Origin of the sequence: Clostridioides sp. ES-S-0005-03, from assembly GCF_020658455.1 — a bacterium.
Classification (GTDB): domain Bacteria; phylum Bacillota; class Clostridia; order Peptostreptococcales; family Peptostreptococcaceae; genus Clostridioides.
Map to the genome: position 1 here is coordinate 56,608 of NZ_JACVWI010000007.1, position 18,987 is coordinate 75,594.

Genomic DNA, 18,987 nt, shown 5'->3' on the forward strand with positions numbered 1-18,987 from the left:
GGTGGATTTGCCACCGATTTGCCACCGTAATTCTATTTCGGTGGCAAATTTATTCTACAATACCTTCAAAAATATCTACAGTTTGATTTCTCATCTTGTTAGTAACATGAGAATATGTATCCATAGTAGTAGCTATTTTAGCATGTCCTAATCTATGTTGTATATCTTTTATATTAGCCCCGTTTTCCAATAACATAGTAGCATGTGTATGTCTTAAACTATGAAAATTAAAATCTATGCCAAGTTCGTAATTCACGACTCTGCTCAAATATTTTAAACTGTTTGTTGTTACATGCTCACCCATTACTTCGCCACCACGCATTCCAGTATTAAATGCTATTTGTAAAGGAATGTAGAAACTAGAGCCTTGTGGGAATCTTTCTAAGATTTTATTAAAATCTTTTAAACTTATAATTTTTAAATCATTTTTTTATTTTCTTGCATTTTAGGCATATGTACGTATTGCATAGGATTTTCTTTTATAAATTTAAATGGATATACGGCTGATTTTAGAGCTCCACTTAAAACACCATAAAAATTATTGATAGAATTTTTGCTAAGACCAAATTTTGACTTATCATTTAAAAATTTCTGCAATATAGCAGGATTAAGATTTTTTAGTTTGTATTTTCCTAAATCCTGTTTTAAATGATTTTTTATAATTTTTCCATAGTTTTTTTGTGTACCATATTTACAATTTAATAAAACATATTCTTTGTACCAAAAATCTAAGAAGTCAGAGAAGCTCATTTCATTATCTGAAATAATTGACCTTCATTTTCAAACTCGCTTAGAGCATCTCTTAACGCTTTTTCGGCTTCTTTTTTAGTTTTGCCACCAACTCTTTCTATCTTTTTTCTTTTACCATTAATAGTCCCTAAGTCAAAGTAATAATACCATTTTTCACCACGTTTTCTTATTCCACCTTTCATAATTTTTTCTCCTCTCAAAATTAAATACTCTAACTATATTAGATCAATTAAATATATTCTAAAAAATATATATTTGAATTGTTCATTGTATTTTAACTAGCATAAATTTTTCTTATTTCTTTTCTCCATTTCTTTTTTACCATAAATATCACATAAGTAAGTAGTATATAGAGTCTATAAATCTAGCAACTAAAGAACTAGTAATAAAGATATGCCAGTCAATTTAAGCAATGAAGAACCAGTGATATTAAAAAAGGACTTAATTAAACCTAAGTCTTTTTTTTATATAAAAAATAAAGAGGCTTACATGAATGAAGAACTTTTCAACGCAGATTTAAAAAGACATGAAACAAGAATAAATAAACATGGTGAAGAAATAGACGAATTAAAGATAGCGAATATAGAATCTAAAGCAGAGTTAAAAGCATTATGTGAGAACTTAAACTTACTTACAAGTATGTTAAAGTGGTTGATTGGGACAATGATTACAACACTTGTAGGGTTCTTTATATTTGCAATACAGAAAGGAATATTTTTAGGAGGAAAATAAATAATGAAAATATGTATTACAGTAGGACACAGTATTTTAAAAAGTGGCGCATGTACTTCTGCTGATGGATTAGTTAACGAGTATCAATATAATAAATCTCTTGCACCAATATTAGCAGATACATTCAGAAAAGAAGGACATAAGGTGGATGTAATAATCTGCCCCGAAAAGCAGTTTAAAACTAAAACAGAAGAAAAGTCGTATAAAATGTGGGATATGACTTACTCATAGAGTTACATCTAAATGCAAGTAATGGTCAAGGAAAAGGTTCAGAGGTGCTATATTATAGTAATAAAGGTCTAGAGTATGCAACTAGAATATGTAAGAAACTAGGCACAGTATTCAAAAATAGAGGTGCTAAATTAGACAAAGGATTATATATTTTAAATAGCTCCAAGCCTACAGCCATATTAATTGAAAGTTTCTTCTGTGACAATAAAGAGGATTATGAGAAGGCTAAGAAACTTGGGGATGAAGGAATGGCCAAATTAATTGTAGAAGGCGTATTGAATAAAACTATAAATAATGTAGAGGTGGGCAAAATGTATAAACACACAATAGTGTACAGTGGTGATGATAAGGTATCAGCAGACATCTTAGGACTATATTACAAGAGGTCAAAAGAAAGGTATTTAGTAGTAGACATAAAAGACTATAAGCCGCATCAAACACAAAATTTGCATGTAATTGGTGGAGTAACTTGCAATAAGATGAAAGAAATGAGTAAGACCACAGGAGAAAAGTTTACTCAGATATATGACAATGATGTGTGGTCTACAATGGATAAGGCTAGAGAGTTTGTAAAAGAAATATTGTAAGTTTTAAGTATTTATTTAAACATGTGTGAGGATAAAAAGAATGTATATCAAAGTTCTTTTTATCTGCTTTTATTATAAATGTATTTATTAAAATTATAAGAATATGTTTTTGGCTATTTATACGCTTTTAATGACCAGTTATGCAAAAAAGTATTGAATATTTATAATATTTTGTATATTGTTGAAGGTAAATCTATATAAATAAATTTACATAGATTTATTTTTAAAAATAAAATTAAGAGGTGATTTTATGAATTTAGATTTTCATTATTATGGGACATATCTTGCAGCCAAGATAACAGGTTATGATGATAATGAGTCAAATACAATCGCTTATGCTGCACAATATGTAGATGAATCGAGTAAAAGTATGATTCTTGATGATGTAAACTTTACATTTCCTACAATACAGACTAATTCAGAATTTGAAAAATATTATGCAGATTTTACTTCATGGGGTTATAAATGGAATATTGACAGTTTGAATTAAATAAAGATAGTGTGGATACCATTTCATTTTTTACCTGGGAATTTAAATGAACAATACAACTATAATGGTGTTAAGGAAAGCAAAGGTCTTACAACAAACTGGAAGTTTAAAGATGGAGATGAACAGAAATTTAGATTGATGTGTTTGCTAAATAGTGAAACTGTGTCAGCTATTATAAATGACCTAATCTATTTTCATAATACTGAAGAATATAAGTTACAATTTATTGGTATGAGAATGCATGTACTTGCTGATACATGGGCACATATGTATTTTATTGGTAAGCCAGAATGGTATATTAATGATGTTAAAGAATTTATTGCTGAAGAGAGCAAATACATAGAAGAAACTAAATGGACTAAAGCAGAAGAGTATCGTAATAATGGTTGGCATTCTATTAATTTCACAGGAACTCCTGATGTTGGTGGATATGAAGGAATTGCATATCTTGGGCATGGAAGAATGGGTCATATACCAGATTATGGATATCTTAATTACAGATATATTCCAAATTGGAGTTGTACTGATGATAAAGTGAAGATACAAAAAAATAATCAAGATAATTTCTTTAAAGCATTTTGTCAAATGGTATATGCACTAAAGTGTATTAAGAATGGTACTGATTTTAGTCTAAATCAATATGAGAGTTTAACAGAAAATCAGAAAACAGAAGTTACAAAAGTAATAATAACTAGAAAAGATGACCAGTCAGATGCATGGGAAAAAGCAATAAAAGCTTTAGGATATAGTTCTTTAGATAAATTTGATAAGAATAAATGGAAAAATGAATTTATAAAATCTTCTAATAAAGAAAAGACAGATTATTATTATTTTAATTTGGTTGCAAAAAAACATGTAGACTATGTAATTGACTTTTTAGAGGAAAAAGAAGTACCGTTAGAAGAAATGTGTAGTAAATATTGTGAATTTAAAACTTTTGATGATACCCAATTTGCTAAAAATAAAAATAGAGTAACAAAAATTATACTTAGAGGAGCTTATATAGCTGATTCTATACAATTTGTATATGATGGAAAATATAAGACGCCAGTACACGGAGAAGCATTAGGAGGAAATGAAACATCTATGGTTTTAGATGCTGATGACTATATAATTAAGATAAGTGGTTCAGTAGGATTATATGAAGGTGGAGAACCGTATCCTAATTCACCAACTAGAACAATCGGAAAAATAACCTTTTTAACCAAAAAAGGAAAAACGATAACAGCAGGGTGTGAAACTATGTTTAAATCATATGGGACTTTTACTCTAGAACCACTTGCAGGTAAACAAATTTTTGCGCTTCAAGGTTCATATTTAATACGTAAATTAGAATCAGAAACTAACAAGCGATATTTAGATTGTTTGGGAATTGCAAGTACAAAATAACTACAGATTAATTAACTGTTGTTATTTTATACTTAAGAAAATAACATAATATTTTACATTTATAATGAGAGTGTTTCCTATATGAGGGTAAATATAAAAATATTACATATATTAGAGTTCTTGTAAGTAATTCATCAAATAAAAAATATAAATATTTTTGTTGTCTTTTTATATAAATAGCATCTATTTGTCCACTTATGCCTTTTCAATGACTAGTTATACAAAAGTATTGAAAATTATGAATATTAATATTATTATGAATATAAGTCGAATATACATATTAGGAGGTTTTTTATGAATACTTTGTGTGGTGGATGGTCAGATTTTAAAGTAGTAGAAAAAGAAAATTTAGAAATATTTAACGAGGCTATAGGAATGTTAAAAGGTGTTGATTATGAACCGCTTATTGTTTCTACTCAAATTGTAGCTGGGATGAATTATAGCTTTATTTGTAATGCTACTTTAGTTACCAAAAATCCAAGAAGTTTTTTAGCAGAGATTGTTGTTTTTAAACCTCTATCTTGCGAAGAAAACAATAAAGCAATAATTACTCATATTAATGAGATACATAATTATACACATACACACAGATAATAAAAAATATTAATCTAGTGAGGAGTCACAAAATGAGACTAAATATAACTCAACAAAATACTATAGAGGTTGAAAATAGTAAAAAAGAAGATGTATATTTTGTAATAGTTGGCGAGGTTTTTTTTGAACGCCATGGTAATACATTCAATAATATCACAAACAACAATGTAGATAATTATGAAGTTGAAGTGTTGCCAACTGATAATATTAATTTAGAACTTAAAATAACATCCTCAAGAAATACAAATCGTGTTTATGTAATTGTTGAGGACAAGCAATACAATCATGGTGCAGTATTTTTAAATCCGACATTAAAAGAGGAAGATAAATAGATTAAATTAAAGTAACTGTGTCTGTAAAATGTAAATTTTATTAATACAGTTACTTTTATGTGATATAATAAAAAAAATAGAAGTGTACTACCAATACACTTCTATAGCTGCAATTAAGCACTCTCATGTTGGGGAGTGCTTTTTTCATTTCTCCAAATAACCTTGTTTTTTCATCAATAATTATCTTATATATACTAGCAATAAAAAAAGACCCTAAAAGAGTCTTTCCCGAAAAATCTATATATTATAATATAGTTATATTTTCTGCTTGAGGACCTCTAGCACCTTTAACTATATCAAAGCTTACTTGTTGACCTTCTTCTAATGATTTAAATCCTGAAGTTTGTATAGCTGAGAAATGAGCAAATACATCATCTCCACCTTCTATTGATATAAAACCAAATCCTTTTTCATTATTAAACCATTTCACTATTCCATTATTCATTAAAAATACTCCTATTAACCTATATCAAGATATACTTGATTTAATTGTGTATTAACACAAATACTATTGTATCATAGATTAATAGAAATGTCTACTTAATTATATTTTTTAGTTAACATTTTTGGTTATTCTTAATATTAAAAATATATTTGAGCGTTTTATATTGGTATATATTAATAGAAATGTAGATAAAACTAAAAAGGGTTCTCTAGAAAACAAAATCTATTTAATTATACTTACTTACCAATACCATCACTTGATGTAAGCAATTTTCTACTACATTTTCTCCATACTCTAATATAAAATCATCTAACTGTGTATCTATAAAATCACAATAATCATATGAACTACCAATATATGCAGTCAACATGTGTGTACATCTATCCATTTTATCTCTAAACATATATTATTATCCCCCTAAAAAACTTTCATAAAAACAAAAAGAACAATATCTTTTTGGCAACTGGCTGACATAACTTATAAGATATTTTACAAGTCTTAGCCCCTATAGCTTTGCGTCACTAAATTTCTCTAGTTTTGCCTATTTAGTTTTATTCTACAATTTAATAATACAATGTAATTAGTTATTATTCAACATATGTGTTTGAAAATTGAATAAGTTTATAAATATGAATAGTATTTTTTATATATAAAAACAAACTAAAATAGTAGAATATATGTAAAATTTTACCTGTAGTTTTTGTATTAAAAAGCTTCTATTATTAGTTTAAGTTAGACTGAACGAGGGAGCGACATTAAGATGGAAGAAGAAATGTTAATAGAAAAATTATTAAGAGCCGAACTAATAGTAATGGAGTATTTATGGAAAAAAGATTTTGAAATGTCTAAAAAAGAAATTGTAAAAGATATAAAACAGATGTATGTATGGCATAAAAGTACAATAAAAACACTACTAAAAAGATTGGTTGACAAAGGTTATTTGGTTAGAGATATTATAAAGTTTCAATCTCATTATAAAATAATAATAGATAACAAAGAATATTACGCTTTTAAGAAAAAAGTACTAAAATCTAGTAAAAGTAGAAAAATAATGCGTTCACTTACTACTACACATAAAACCGTAAGTAAAGAAAAGTTAGATTCACTAGAAGAGTATTATAAAAACTTAAAAGAATAATATGGTAAATTTTGGATGAGAGTATTTGGATAAATTCTCTTGTTTTGAAAACTTTATTGAGATAGAATTTATTTATACATAAGTTGGTAATGGAGGGGTATATAATATGAAAATTAGTAAATTACCAGAAGCAGAGTTAAAAGTTATGAGATATATTTGGGAATCAGATAGAATATTAACATCAAGAGAAATTGTTGAAGCTATGGAAGAAAAATATAAATGGAAAGATACTACTACATTTACAGTATTAAAAAGATTACAAAGAAGAGTTTAGAAACTTAAAAGATGAGGAATAAAAAATGGTGGCAAATTATGTTTTGCCACCATTTTGCCACCGTTTCAAAATAACTTGTTTTTTATTAAAAAGTTTAATATAGTATTATACAGTGCAGTAGTTTCAATTACTGTAAAAATAAGATAGGTTAGATAGTTTCAAGAAATATGCAATAGTTTCAACGTTTCAAGAAACTCTATATTGCGAGACTTTAGTATTGATACAACGAGTTGATATGTAGAAATTCTATGTTTTAGGCAATTTTGCAAGTATATCGTCTTCACAGGTGATGCTGATAAAATCAGAAATAAGGTCATTAAAAACTATATCAATGTTTCTGTGGTGTTGATATAGAGTGTGAGGATACAACGAAATAAAGATGGAGAATCAAAGGAGTACTGTGAAAATGGTACTCCTTTTCTCGGAGGATTTCAGAGCGCAGGGTACAAAAACTTTGTAAAGAAAATGAATACCAAGTATTATACATTTTAGTCGTATCTGGTGGATATAAAAAGAAGCAGAAAAACCGAAAGATAATCGTAAAAAGTTGTAGAGTTAGGAAATTCTTAATAATTTCTTATGCAGGAAATCATAAATAGTAAAGATTCTTTTGATACAATAATAAAATATCTTGTATATGCGCGAAAGGAGGAAAACAGTTATGAATGATAAAATTCTTGTAGTAGATGATGAACATGATATAGCGGACTTAATAGAGGTCTATCTGCAAAATGAAAACTATATCGTATTTAAGTATTATTCAGCTAAGGAAGCTCTTGCTTGTATAGAAAATACAGAGCTTGACCTTGCTATTTTGGATATTATGATGCCTGATGTAAATGGATTTGATATTTGTCGAAAAATACGTGAGAAGTACAATTTTCCAGTTATTATGCTAACTGCAAAAGATGAGGAAACTGACAAAATCACAGGATTAACTTTAGGAGCTGACGATTATGTCACAAAACCTTTTCGTCCCCTTGAATTAATTGCTAGAGTAAAGGCACAGCTGCGTAGATATAAAAAATACAATCCTATACAAGAAGAATCTGATACAAGTTCTGTTTTATGTTATTTAGGTTTAGAAATTAATACTAAGACATATGATTGTCTAATTGACGGAAATCCTATTTCACTTACACCAACGGAGTATTCCATACTTTGTATTTTGCTACAGAACAAGGGAACTGTTGTTAGTTCAGAGGAATTATTTTATAAAATATGGCAAGATGAGTATTATAGCAAAAGTAACAATACAATCACTGTTCATATACGACATTTGCGTGAAAAAATGGGTGATACTATTGAAAAACCTAAATATATCAAAACTATATGGGGAGTCGGTTATAAAATTTAACTACAACTCACTATGAGGAGAGGAAAAATTACGCTATGAATAAAAAAAAGAAACATTTAAAAATAATTAGTTGTGTATTATTCATACTTTATTTAATTTTATTAGTATGGATTATATTGTTTAAACTACAATTCAGAATAAGCGATATAGGTTACACAAGGAGTATCAACTTGATTCCATTTCATTACTCTACTTCTGTTGGAGAACAGTTTCATTTTGAGGAAGTGAGAGATAATATTTTAATTTTTATTCCTTTCGGAGTTTTACTTTCCATGTTGTCATCAAGAATGAAACTACAAAATAAAGTTCTTATTATTTTTGGAAGCAGTTTTATCCTTGAAATGATTCAGTATATTCTTGCTATCGGAAGTACAGATATTACAGACTTAATCACCAATATGTTTGGTGGAATAATTGGTATTGGTCTATATGCATTACTGCTGAAAATACTAAAAGATAAGCAAAAAACAGATATAGTAATTTCAACTCTAGCTGGAATCTTTGCAGTTCTTTTTTTAGCACTGATGACAGTTCTTCTGTTATCCAATTAATAAATGTATAGATATGGAGGTGATAGCAATGACAAATATTGGTACAGAAAAGAAATTACGTATGAAACTATTTATAAGCTTAATTATATATACCTTAGCTGGGTATATTTTGGTAATATTATTCGATTATGGATTCAGTAGATTTTCAAACACATTTTTTCCGTGGCTACATCTTAGAATTGACTTAATTTATTTTCTATATTTGATTATAGGTTTTTTCTGTATTTTTTATCATTACTGGAAAAAACCATGGGGATATTTGCAGGAAGTCATGAATGCCACTAAAGTAATATATCAACTAAATGACAGCACCATTGAATTATCTGAACCACTCAAAGATATGGAAAAGCAGATGAACCAAATAAAAATGGCTGTTCTACTTAGCCAGCAAGCTGTAAAAGAAGCTGAAAACAAAAAGAATGAATTAGTCATGTATTTAGCTCATGATATTCGCACACCTCTTACCTCTGTAATAGGTTATTTAAGTCTGCTGGATGAAGCACCTGACATGCCTATAGAACAGAAAGCAAAATATGTTGGAATTGCTTTGAAGAAGTCTATGCGTCTGGAAAAGCTTATTGATGAATTTTTTGAAATCACAAGGTACAATACACAGCAAATTCAACTAACAAAAACAAATGTAGATTTATACTATATGCTTGTGCAACTCATTGATGAGTTTTATCCTGTATTATCTGCTAAAGGAAATTCTGTTATACTCAACGCAAATGAGAATTTGATGGTTTATGCTGATTCTGAGAAACTAGCTAGAGTGTTTAACAACATGCTCAAAAATGCTGTTGCATACAGTTATCCTAATACAGAAATTCTTATTTACGTTCAAAAGGAACAGGATAAGATTAAAATTAAATTTGAAAACCAAGGACATACTATTCCACCAGAACAATTATCTACAATTTTTGAAAAATTTAACCGTTTAGATGATGCTCGTAAATCGGACAGTGGTGGTGCAGGTCTTGGGCTTTCTATTGCCAATGAAATTATTCTTTTACATGGTGGAGAAATTTTGGCTCAAAGTGAAAATGATAGGATTATTTTTATTGTATTACTTCCAATTCAATCTTAGGAAAACATTAATTAGATATTAGGATTTTCTTAGGAATTTATCCTGTTAATATTAAAGTTTAAAACGTCCTTGTTTAGTAAAATAAAACTGAACAAGGACGTTTGTCTTTGTATTACAAAAAAGGAGAAAAGACATGGAATTAACAATTACAAATCTTAAAAAAAATTTTAAGAATAAAACCGCAGTTGATGATGTTTGTTTAAATCTTACACCTGGTGTGTGGGGGCTTCTTGGAGCTAATGGTGCTGGTAAGACTACGCTTATGAAAATGATTGCGAATATTCTAAAACCAACTAGTGGAAAAATTGTTTTTGATGGTAAGGATATTCATTCAATGGGAGAAGAATACAGAAATCTATTCGGTTTCTTGCCACAGGATTTTGGTTTCTTTCAAGATTTTACAGTAAAGGACTATTTGGAGTATGTGTCTGCATTAAAGGACGTTCCTGCTAGAGAAACAAGAAAAAAGATTGACAGTCTGCTGCATACACTTACCTTGACTGATGTCAAAAATAAAAAAATTATCAAGTTATCTGGTGGAATGAAACGTCGAGTGGGAATTGCACAAGCAATGTTAAATGACCCGAAACTTCTAATAATGGATGAACCAACAGCTGGACTTGACCCTGGAGAGCGAGTTCGTTTCCGAAACTTTATTTCAGAGTTCTCTCATGACAGGATTGTCCTTATTTCAACTCATATCGTATCTGATATTGAGTATATTGCTACTCAAAATGCCATTATGAAATCAGGAAGAATTCTTGATGTAGGGACAACAGATGAATTGGTCAAACAAGTTACAGGTAAAGTTTGGAATTGTATCATACCTGCTGAAAAGATGCCTATGTATGAAATGCAGCTTCGTATTATTAATCAACGTAGTGAAGGTAATAATCAGGTATCAGTTCGTTATTTGGCAGATGAAGCCAAAACAAGTGACTCAATAATGGCTTCGCCCCGTTTGGAGGACTTATATTTATGGTTATTTCCGCAAGAGGAAATAAGTGAGGAGGGAAAGTAAATGATTCGTATTTATCGTCTTGAAATAAAACGTGTGTTGAAATCACGTCGTTCTATCATTTTATTACTTATTTCACTATTCATGTCTGTTGTGATGGCTTGGCTTCCGGTATTGTATGAGGACATCAATCAATATGATAAAAACGGCAACAAGGTAGCAGAATTAAATGGTCTGGAAGCAATTGCCTATAAAAAATCACTTCGCTCTGAAAATAATGGAGAAGTTACTATGGAAAAACTCAAAGAAGCTTTGAATATCTATCAAAGTGTAGTTTTGCCATATGGAGAAGACAGCCTTAGTAGTGGTGAATTCCCTACAGATATTTATATAAAAAAGGTATTTCCCATTCAATCTCTATTGGCAAGACTGCCAGAAGCCTATTCTAATCCAAAGACTGGTCAGGGAATAAGCTTAATGGATATTTCTCCTAATAAATTAGATGGTTTTTATGAGCAGACTACGCAACATCTTAAAGATATCATGCAGATGGAGCAAAAGAAATATCCAACCGCACAGAAACATGCGATACAAAAATATGTAGAAGTAAATACGCCTTTTCAGCTTTATACTGGATATTCAAGAGATGCATTTGATTATATTATTCTATTTATTTTTCTCCTAGTCATTCTTTGTACAGCGGCTGTGACCCCTACGTTTTCTAATGAATACCAAACGGGTTCAGATAGTATTTTGCGCTGTACAAAACATGGACATTCTCGATTGGCAATTGCAAAGATTATGGCTGCACTTACTATTTTTACTGTAGCATTTGTCATATGTATTTCAATTCATTTGACAATTTCAAATCTAGCATTTGGAACTGAGTGTATGAAAACATCTATGCAGATGCTATTTTCAGTTATCAGTCTGCCTGCACTTAATTTAGGGCAGCTTCAGATTACTTTGGCAATAGGAGGGCTTATTTCACTGCTGGCAACTGTCAGTTTCACACTGTTTTTATCAGCTAAATGCAAGGATTCACTCTCTGTTATCCTAATTGCTATTGTAACATGTTTAATTCCAATATTTACGTATTCGGCTGGAGCCAATTGGCTTACTTTTATCTTACCATCAGCAGGAATAGGTATGCAAAATAGTTTACTGTACCAATTGACTAGCTTTAATTATCTGCATATTGGACAGGCAAGCATCTGGTCACCCTATGTCATAATAGTGGCATCAATAATTGAAATTCCTGTATTTCTTCTTCTTGCTATACGGGCTTATAACAAACATCAGGTTATATAAATCAACATTCTGTGAACAACTGTTTAGTAGTTAAAAACCTTTGTTTAGGAATAGAAATGTTTCATCTTAAATATAGGTGTTAGTAAAATGGTGGCTCTGAAATAAAATCAAAGTAGCCATTTTCTAATGTGTATTTAAAACATATTATCAATGATACAAAAATTAATCGAAAATGAATAGTTCCTCAATTGGTACATCTACTATTCTTGACATATCTATTGCTGATTTTAGATATGTATTAATTATTTTAATATAAATATTAATTATTTTAATGTATATATTGACTTTATTAATTTTTTGATTTATATTATAAACATTAGATAGAAAGAAGGTGATGTGATGTATCAAGTTATCAGCCGCTGTCCTGTCTGCGGAAGAAAACTTAAAGTTGTCAAGCTACAATGTGAAAACTGTGATACAGTGATTGAAAATGATTTCTGCCTCAGTGCATTTGACTATCTATCTGCAGATGATTTATTCTTTGCAGAAACATTTTTAAAATGTCGTGGTAATATAAAAGAAGTGGAAAAAGAACTAAAGATTTCTTATCCAACTGTTCGTTCTAGGTTAGATGATATTATCCAAAAACTAGACGGAAAATCTAATGTGACATCTTCTTCTGATTCACATAAAAAGGAGATTTTAGATGCACTGGAAAAAGGAGAAATCACTCCAGCAGAGGCATTAGAACAAATAAAAGAAAATAAATGAAGCTCTATCTCTATTTCTGACAGTAGTCAGGAGTAGTGACCAAAATATGAGGCTATTTCTGTTGGAATGGATACAGAAGAGCAGAAATGAGGAAAATAATATGGATGAAAAAATGAGGATTTTAACAATGGTAGAGGAGGGAAAGCTTTCTGCCAAAGAGGCAATTGACTTGATTGATGCATTAGATAAAACTACATCTCAAGAGGAGTATACGAATTATTCAGAAGACTTTGATAGTCAAGCTTTTACTAAACAAAGCAGTACTTCATATGAAAATAAGATGTTGAAGATTATTGTGGACACTCCAGATGGTGATAAAGTAAATGTGCAACTTCCTGTAAAGATTATACGTCAAGTGTTGAAAATGACAGGTAAGTTGCCAATTAAGAGTGAAGATTTGCAAGGTATAGACCTAGATGCTCTTACTACCTCTATTCTTGAATGTCTGGATAATGAAACACTTGGCAATATCATAGAGGTTGACTCTGCTGATGGCACTACAGTTAAAGTTTTTATAAAATAATACTAGGAGAATAGGTTTATGCGCATTATTGTCCGCTCAAAAGAAACAAATTTGTGGCTACCCATACCATTGTTTCTAGCAAATACTGCAGTTCTTTTGTTGCCAGAATCGGTTATTGAAGAGATTAAAAAATCACTTCCAGAGCCATATCAGGAAGTCATTAACAAAAAATTTCTACAGGAACTCGTTCGAGAATGTCAGTCTGTTCTTAAGCAGTACAAGGGACTTGAGATTGTTCATGTGGAAACTCAGGATGGCACTTTTGTATCCATTCGCTTATAAAGTAGTGTTTATTTTGTATATTACTATTATTTAGAGAACTTACATTTACTGAGAACACTTATATTTATTGACTTAAAAATGACGAAAACATGTCCGTTTTTTACAATATTTTTTTCTAGTACTAATGTTATAATCTATTTACTAATGTTGATGGAGGTAACTTATGAAATATGCAGGTTGTTTATTTGCAGTAAAAGATATTCAAATTGCTCGTAAATTCTATGAAGAATTATTTGATTTAAAAGTTATTGTTGACTATGGAAAAAACATTGTATTTGAGGGTGGATTGTCATTGCAACAAGATTTTGATTGGTTGACAGGAATCTCGAAAGAAGATATGAAAGACAAAGAGAATAATTGTGAAATATTCTTTGAAGCAGAGTCTTTTGAAGAGTTTCTATCAAAACTAAATGTAAGAAATGATGTTACTTTACTTCGTGATGTAGAAGAAGCACCATGGGGGCAAAAGGTAGTTCGAATTTATGACTTGGATAATCATTTAATTGAAATAGGTGAGTCTATGAAATCAGTAGTTAATAGATTCCAAGAACAAGGTATGAATCTTACAGAAGTGGCGACGAGAATGGATATAACTATTGATGATGTTAATCAAATTTTACAAGGCTAAATTATGGCTGATTAAGTAAATCTCAATATCAAACTAAGTAATTCTAAATATCAAAATATAAAACAGTAAATTCTCATGATTTGCTGTTTTTTATATGCATAATTAAAGAAATGATATGATAATCATTAAAAATACCTAAACTAGGAAAAAAGAAGGCTGCCAAATAATGCTTTATAATTGTTTATATTACAGTCAAGTTTATTTTTAAGTAACGATTATATACAATCTAATATTAATTATAATACTTAATAAAATAATCTATGAATAGTAAAACAGAGCTTATTTGGACACTATATTTAGTAGTATATTAAAATAAGCTCTTTATAGTACATATTATAAATATTTAGTTCTCATAAGTCTTAACTATTAGACCTATAATTCTCACGAGTTTAACTATAAGACCTACAAATAGAAGTTTAATCACGCTGAAATAACTGAATAACTCCCTCTAAATGGTTATACATTGATGTATAACCCAAATTAGCATCTTTACTATCAAAAGCCATCATTATCTCATTGTGATGACTAATCATATCTTGTAGTGAATTTCTATATTTAAAGCCAAAGTGTTGATTAGAAGACACAGTTTTAGGTATTAATTCATAATACTTTATAAAAATTGGATTATGAGAAGCTAAAATTATTTCTTTGTGAAATTGCAGGTCAGCGTCATAACATTCTTCTATTAAGCCTTGTGAAACTTTGTCTAGTTCTTCTACAGATTTCAAGTAAGCATATCTTATTCTCTGAAGTTCTTCATAAGTAGCATTTAAAATGGCTAACTTAGTAGCTTCACTTTCTATAAGTTGTCTTGCTCTTAAAGATTCAACGTAAAATTCTTGTATATTATGATTTTTATAAACTTCATTATCAGAAAAAAGGTCAACTTTTTTAAATCCTTCAACTATGGGGCTTGAATAGGGAATAGACCTAAGTATTCCTTCTTTACAAAGTTTGTCTATAGCATTCCTTACAGGAATTCTACTTATATTAAATAGTTCAGCAATCTTTCTTTCACTTGGCAATTTACTATTAATTTTAAAATTTCCATTTAGAATATTTACTTTAATATAATCAATAATTTGTTCAGTGGCACTTAAATTTGTCATAAAAACTCCTAAACATATAATTTTTTATGAGTGTATTATATCACAATTAAGAGGTAAATTTAATTTTTTATAGTATGTATAAGATAATATGGAAGCAATTATAGCAATAAAAGCTAAAGTAAAATAACCATATTGTATTGAAATATAATCTGATATTTTACCAACTAGCATTGGAAATATAGACATTCCTATAGCATAAACTGCTTGAAAAAATCCCATTGCAGTAGATTTTTGATATTTTGGTATATTTTTCATAGACTCACTAGTAAGGTAAGAAAGAAGTATACCTGTAGATATTCCTGGTAACGATTGTAGCATAAATATTATATTAATACTTTTTACTGTTGGAACTAGAAAGCAATAAACTGAAATCAAAAAAAACACTGAGGGAATCCAAAATTTTGGTCCATGCTTTGTACAAAATTTAGTAGAAGCAAATCCAGAAGATACAACAGCACATACCATGTAAAATATAGAAGATAAGCCTATAATGGTAGAACTAGAGCCTAGTTGTTTAAGAATTTGAGTAGTAAATGACATTGTTGTAGACATTTGGATTCCTTGTTGAATCAATGCCATAAAAGAAAAAAATACAAGTCTTTTGTCTTTACATATAGATAAATAATTTTTAAATGGGATTTTTTCGGTTATTTTTCCTGAGTAATGATTTTTTACATTTAAGGCTAGAAGTGTACCAATGATTGAAGATATTACACTCATAATACACAAATTTACCATTCCTAATTTTTCATAAAATAAGGTACTCATGACAAATCCAATTAACATTCCTAGGTTGTTTACCAAAATTATTGTACTTGTAGCTTTTTGTTGATGTTCTATGGAAAAAAAATCAGTGTAGTGAACCATGTAAGAAATCCAAGTTGATGATGCTATTCCAGATAAGATATTAGCTATAAGAAATCCTTCTCCTCCAGGAGAAATAACTCTTATAAGAGATGCCAAACCAGCAAATAAAATTCCACATAGTATAAATATTTTATGTTTGTTTATAGAATCTGCAAAAACCCCAATAGGAAGTCTTAGTAAGCATTGTGAGATTCCATATGAGCCTATTATTATACCAATCATGTTTGTAGATACGTGACATATACTTAAATATGGATTTTGAAAAGGTATGTATACGTATTGTGAAAACCAGAAAAATACAACAATAGAGAGTAAAAGTAATTTTTGATTAAATATTTTTTTCATATTATCCTCCAAATGGTATGTTTATAATGGAAATAATATACCATTTTGTTTAGTAAATCAAGTATTTTAAAATTTTAAAAATAAATTTCGATATAACAATAAGAATTATTTGTTGAAAAATTATATTTTATAGTTGAATTAAGAAAACGCTTATGTTACTATAAAGTTAACAAATTTGAATATTACAGTAGACGTGTTACTGGTGATGCAGGCAAGATCGAATCAATTTTTATAGGTTACCTATATAGTACTATGGGTATAATCTATTTATTTGGTTCGATTTTTTTGTTTAATTGGCCATAAAAACAAAAAGCCTATAATTAAAGATGGAGGATTTATATATGGATTATAAAAAAGTAGCTCAAGAAATTCTACAAAATGTAGGTGGAAAAGAGAATATAAATGAAGTTACTCACTGTATGACGAGACTTAGATTCAAAGTTAAAATTACCTCTAAGGTTAATAAGGATAAGTTAGCCAGAACTGAAGGAGTAATAACTGTTGTAGAGAGTATGGGTCAGATACAAGTTGTAATTGGTAATAAAGTAAAAAAAGTGTATGATGAGATTGTAAAAATGGTACCTCAATCAAGTGAAATAGATAATAAAAATGGAAATGAAGAAAAACAAGGTATCATGAACTCTATATTATCTGCTGTAGCTGGAATATTTACACCTACAATACCTGCTATAGCAGGGGTTGGTATGATTAAAGGTATTTTATCAGTTCTTGCTATGTACTATATGAATAAAAATGGTGTAGATATAAAAGAGACTCAAAGTTATATTATTCTAAATGCTATGGCTGATTCTATATTCTATTTTATGCCTATCATACTAGGATATACTGCGGCTAAAGTGTTTAATGCAAATAAAATAATATCTATGGTATTAGGGGCAACACTTTGTTATCCAGCCTTTACAGCTTTGATGGCAGGGGAAGAAACAGTTAGATTTTTAGGATTAGCAGTAACAAAGGCCACATATACATCATCTGTTATTCCAATAATTATTGCTATATGGGCTCTTTCATATGTTGAAAAAATACTGGAAAAGTATATACCTGAAGTAATTAAAATAATAATGGTTCCAACTTTATCATTAGTTATAATCTTACCTGCAACATTGTTTTTATTTGGACCAATTGGGATATATATAGGAAATGTTATAAACTTTGTTTACAAGTATATTTATGAACTAAGCCCTGCATTGTGTGGAGCATTCATAGGTGGATTATGGTGCGTATTAGTTATATTTGGTGCACATAGAGCACTACTACCAATAGGTATAAGTGATGTTGCTCAAACTGGAAGACAGAATTTATTGGCTTTTGCAGGAGCCGCAAACTTCTCGCAAGCAGGAGCTGCTCTAGGTGTATTCTTTAAAACTAAAAATCAAGGATTAAAGACAATCTCTATGTCTGCAACTATAACGGCACTATTTGGTATAACTGAGCCTGCAATATATGGAGCTAATCTTAGGTTAAAAAAACCAATGGTATGTGCTGTAATATGTGGTGCAATTGGAGGTGGCATAATGGGAATGGGTGGCTCTTATGGTAACGCATTCGCAAACCAAGGTGTTTTAACTATACCTGTATATGCTGAAGCAGGAACGTTAGGTTTTTTAAGTTATCTAGGAGGTTGTGCTATAGCATTTTTTGGTTCAGCTATTTTAACTTATCTGGTTGGGTTTGAAGATTTAGAAGAATCTTCTAAAGGAAATAGCTCTACTATAAAAGTAGAAACAAAAGAGGGCATTGTTGATATAACTTCACCTGTGGAAGGAGATTGTATAGAATTATCAGAAGTAAAAGATGATGTATTTGCATCAAAAGCTATGGGAGAAGGTATAGCTGTATTACCTACAAAAGGAGTAATAATAGCTCCTACTGATTGTGAAGTAGCTTCTTTATTTCCAACACTACATGCAATAGGATTAAAGCTAGATAATGGAGCAGAAATGTTGATACATGTTGGAATTAATACAGTAGAGTTAAATGGAAAACACTTTGTAAAACATGTTAATCAAGGAGATTTAGTGAAAAAAGGTTCTAAACTGATAACCTTCGATATAGATGAAATAAAAAAAGCTGGATATGATGTAACTACACCAGTTATAGTAAATAATACATTTGATTTTGCACAGGTGATTTCTTGTAAATCCAGTCATGTATCTACAAATGATAAAATAATTTCATTAGTTAATAATTAAATTGATTAGAACTATAAAAATTAGCTTAGTGCAATAAAGCAACAAATAAAACGATTAAAACATTAATATAAAAGGAGTGACAC

At 29.4% G+C, this 18,987-nt stretch carries 23 protein-coding genes, 2 pseudogenes and 1 riboswitch; of the genes and pseudogenes, 18 read left to right on the forward strand and 7 right to left on the reverse strand.

Annotated elements, in window-relative coordinates:
* Positions 1-49: 49 nt before the first annotated feature.
* The 3 genes from IC218_RS22290 to IC218_RS22300 form a co-directional block, all read right to left on the reverse strand.
* A complete protein-coding gene (locus tag IC218_RS22290) occupies positions 50-304 on the reverse strand; it encodes a tyrosine-type recombinase/integrase (RefSeq protein WP_413927199.1) in 255 nt (84 codons plus the stop codon).
* A gap of 113 nt (positions 305-417) precedes the next feature.
* Entirely contained in the window at positions 418-750 is a 333-nt protein-coding gene (locus IC218_RS22295) for a hypothetical protein (RefSeq protein WP_413927337.1), read from the reverse strand.
* On the reverse strand, positions 747-932 hold the full coding sequence (locus IC218_RS22300; protein ID WP_413926646.1) for an Arm DNA-binding domain-containing protein: 186 nt from the start codon (positions 930-932) through the stop codon (positions 747-749). Before IC218_RS22300 ends, IC218_RS22295 begins: the two co-directional genes overlap by 4 nt.
* Positions 933-1,239: 307 nt before the next feature.
* Between IC218_RS22300 and IC218_RS18110 the strand changes: the two genes are divergently transcribed.
* The 6 genes and pseudogenes from IC218_RS18110 to IC218_RS18140 all read left to right on the forward strand — a co-directional run bounded on the left by IC218_RS18110 (position 1,240) and on the right by IC218_RS18140 (position 5,105).
* Positions 1,240-1,482, forward strand: coding sequence for a hemolysin XhlA family protein (locus tag IC218_RS18110; protein ID WP_227825102.1), 243 nt, complete (start codon positions 1,240-1,242; stop codon positions 1,480-1,482).
* Between the two features lie 3 nt (positions 1,483-1,485).
* Positions 1,486-2,300 (forward strand): annotated as a pseudogene (locus tag IC218_RS18120) (N-acetylmuramoyl-L-alanine amidase).
* A 250-nt stretch (positions 2,301-2,550) separates the two neighbouring features.
* A pseudogene (locus IC218_RS22305) lies at positions 2,551-3,651 on the forward strand (DUF6765 family protein); the annotation flags it as partial.
* Between the two features lie 45 nt (positions 3,652-3,696).
* Positions 3,697-4,179: a jacalin-like lectin gene (locus IC218_RS22310; RefSeq protein WP_413926650.1), complete on the forward strand. Its 483-nt coding sequence runs from the start codon at positions 3,697-3,699 to the stop codon at positions 4,177-4,179.
* Positions 4,180-4,473: 294 nt separating this feature from the next.
* Positions 4,474-4,773: a hypothetical protein gene (locus IC218_RS18135; protein WP_219674377.1), complete on the forward strand. Its 300-nt coding sequence runs from the start codon at positions 4,474-4,476 to the stop codon at positions 4,771-4,773.
* A 32-nt stretch (positions 4,774-4,805) separates the two neighbouring features.
* The gene (locus tag IC218_RS18140; RefSeq protein ID WP_227435422.1) at positions 4,806-5,105 is read left to right on the forward strand and encodes a hypothetical protein; all 300 of its coding nucleotides are present in this window, start codon (positions 4,806-4,808) and stop codon (positions 5,103-5,105) included.
* 244 nt (positions 5,106-5,349) lie between these two features.
* Here the strand turns inward: IC218_RS18140 and IC218_RS18145 are convergent, their stop codons facing one another.
* Together IC218_RS18145 and IC218_RS18150 are read right to left on the reverse strand one after the other, a co-directional pair.
* Positions 5,350-5,550: a cold-shock protein gene (locus IC218_RS18145; RefSeq protein ID WP_021384215.1), complete on the reverse strand. Its 201-nt coding sequence runs from the start codon at positions 5,548-5,550 to the stop codon at positions 5,350-5,352.
* A 226-nt stretch (positions 5,551-5,776) separates the two neighbouring features.
* Entirely contained in the window at positions 5,777-5,953 is a 177-nt protein-coding gene (locus IC218_RS18150) for a hypothetical protein (protein ID WP_227435413.1), read from the reverse strand.
* 52 nt (positions 5,954-6,005) lie between these two features.
* A riboswitch (cyclic di-GMP riboswitch) is annotated at positions 6,006-6,102 on the reverse strand.
* Positions 6,103-6,310: 208 nt separating this feature from the next.
* On the opposite strand from IC218_RS18150, the gene IC218_RS18155 reads away from it, so the two are divergent.
* The 11 genes from IC218_RS18155 (at position 6,311) to IC218_RS18205 (ending at position 14,370) form a co-directional block, all read left to right on the forward strand.
* Positions 6,311-6,688, forward strand: a complete 378-nt coding sequence (locus IC218_RS18155; protein WP_227825106.1) for a BlaI/MecI/CopY family transcriptional regulator — start codon at positions 6,311-6,313, stop codon at positions 6,686-6,688.
* A 106-nt stretch (positions 6,689-6,794) separates the two neighbouring features.
* Positions 6,795-6,962 carry a BlaI/MecI/CopY family transcriptional regulator gene (locus IC218_RS18160; protein ID WP_227435400.1) on the forward strand — a complete coding sequence of 56 codons (168 nt, stop codon included), beginning with the start codon at positions 6,795-6,797 and terminating at the stop codon, positions 6,960-6,962.
* 661 nt (positions 6,963-7,623) lie between these two features.
* Positions 7,624-8,319: a VanR-ABDEGLN family response regulator transcription factor gene (vanR, locus tag IC218_RS18165; RefSeq protein WP_227435395.1), complete on the forward strand. Its 696-nt coding sequence runs from the start codon at positions 7,624-7,626 to the stop codon at positions 8,317-8,319.
* A gap of 35 nt (positions 8,320-8,354) precedes the next feature.
* Positions 8,355-8,870 carry a VanZ family protein gene (locus tag IC218_RS18170; RefSeq protein WP_227435392.1) on the forward strand — a complete coding sequence of 172 codons (516 nt, stop codon included), beginning with the start codon at positions 8,355-8,357 and terminating at the stop codon, positions 8,868-8,870.
* A 28-nt stretch (positions 8,871-8,898) separates the two neighbouring features.
* A complete protein-coding gene (locus tag IC218_RS18175; protein ID WP_227435390.1) occupies positions 8,899-9,957 on the forward strand; it encodes a sensor histidine kinase in 1,059 nt (352 codons plus the stop codon).
* Between the two features lie 133 nt (positions 9,958-10,090).
* Positions 10,091-10,978 (forward strand): ABC transporter ATP-binding protein, encoded by an 888-nt coding sequence (locus IC218_RS18180; protein WP_227435388.1) that lies wholly within the window; start codon positions 10,091-10,093, stop codon positions 10,976-10,978.
* Complete coding sequence (locus IC218_RS18185; RefSeq protein WP_255616441.1) at positions 10,979-12,226, forward strand: ABC transporter permease; 1,248 nt, start codon at positions 10,979-10,981, stop codon at positions 12,224-12,226. It begins immediately after the preceding gene.
* A 339-nt stretch (positions 12,227-12,565) separates the two neighbouring features.
* Positions 12,566-12,937, forward strand: coding sequence for a DUF2089 domain-containing protein (locus IC218_RS18190; RefSeq protein ID WP_227435386.1), 372 nt, complete (start codon positions 12,566-12,568; stop codon positions 12,935-12,937).
* 61 nt (positions 12,938-12,998) lie between these two features.
* Entirely contained in the window at positions 12,999-13,460 is a 462-nt protein-coding gene (locus IC218_RS18195; protein WP_227435384.1) for an SHOCT-like domain-containing protein, read from the forward strand.
* 18 nt (positions 13,461-13,478) lie between these two features.
* Positions 13,479-13,742 carry a hypothetical protein gene (locus IC218_RS18200; RefSeq protein WP_227483375.1) on the forward strand — a complete coding sequence of 88 codons (264 nt, stop codon included), beginning with the start codon at positions 13,479-13,481 and terminating at the stop codon, positions 13,740-13,742.
* A gap of 163 nt (positions 13,743-13,905) precedes the next feature.
* Complete coding sequence (locus tag IC218_RS18205) at positions 13,906-14,370, forward strand: VOC family protein (protein WP_227483374.1); 465 nt, start codon at positions 13,906-13,908, stop codon at positions 14,368-14,370.
* Positions 14,371-14,786: 416 nt separating this feature from the next.
* Here IC218_RS18205 and IC218_RS18210 read toward each other — a convergent pair whose 3' ends face one another.
* Together IC218_RS18210 and IC218_RS18215 are read right to left on the reverse strand one after the other, a co-directional pair.
* The gene (locus IC218_RS18210; RefSeq protein WP_227825107.1) at positions 14,787-15,479 is read right to left on the reverse strand and encodes a FadR/GntR family transcriptional regulator; all 693 of its coding nucleotides are present in this window, start codon (positions 15,477-15,479) and stop codon (positions 14,787-14,789) included.
* Between the two features lie 24 nt (positions 15,480-15,503).
* On the reverse strand, positions 15,504-16,691 hold the full coding sequence (locus IC218_RS18215) for an MFS transporter (protein WP_227825108.1): 1,188 nt from the start codon (positions 16,689-16,691) through the stop codon (positions 15,504-15,506).
* Between the two features lie 341 nt (positions 16,692-17,032).
* Between IC218_RS18215 and IC218_RS18220 the strand changes: the two genes are divergently transcribed.
* Positions 17,033-18,904: a beta-glucoside-specific PTS transporter subunit IIABC gene (locus IC218_RS18220; RefSeq protein WP_227825109.1), complete on the forward strand. Its 1,872-nt coding sequence runs from the start codon at positions 17,033-17,035 to the stop codon at positions 18,902-18,904.
* The last annotated feature ends 83 nt before the right edge of the window (positions 18,905-18,987 follow it).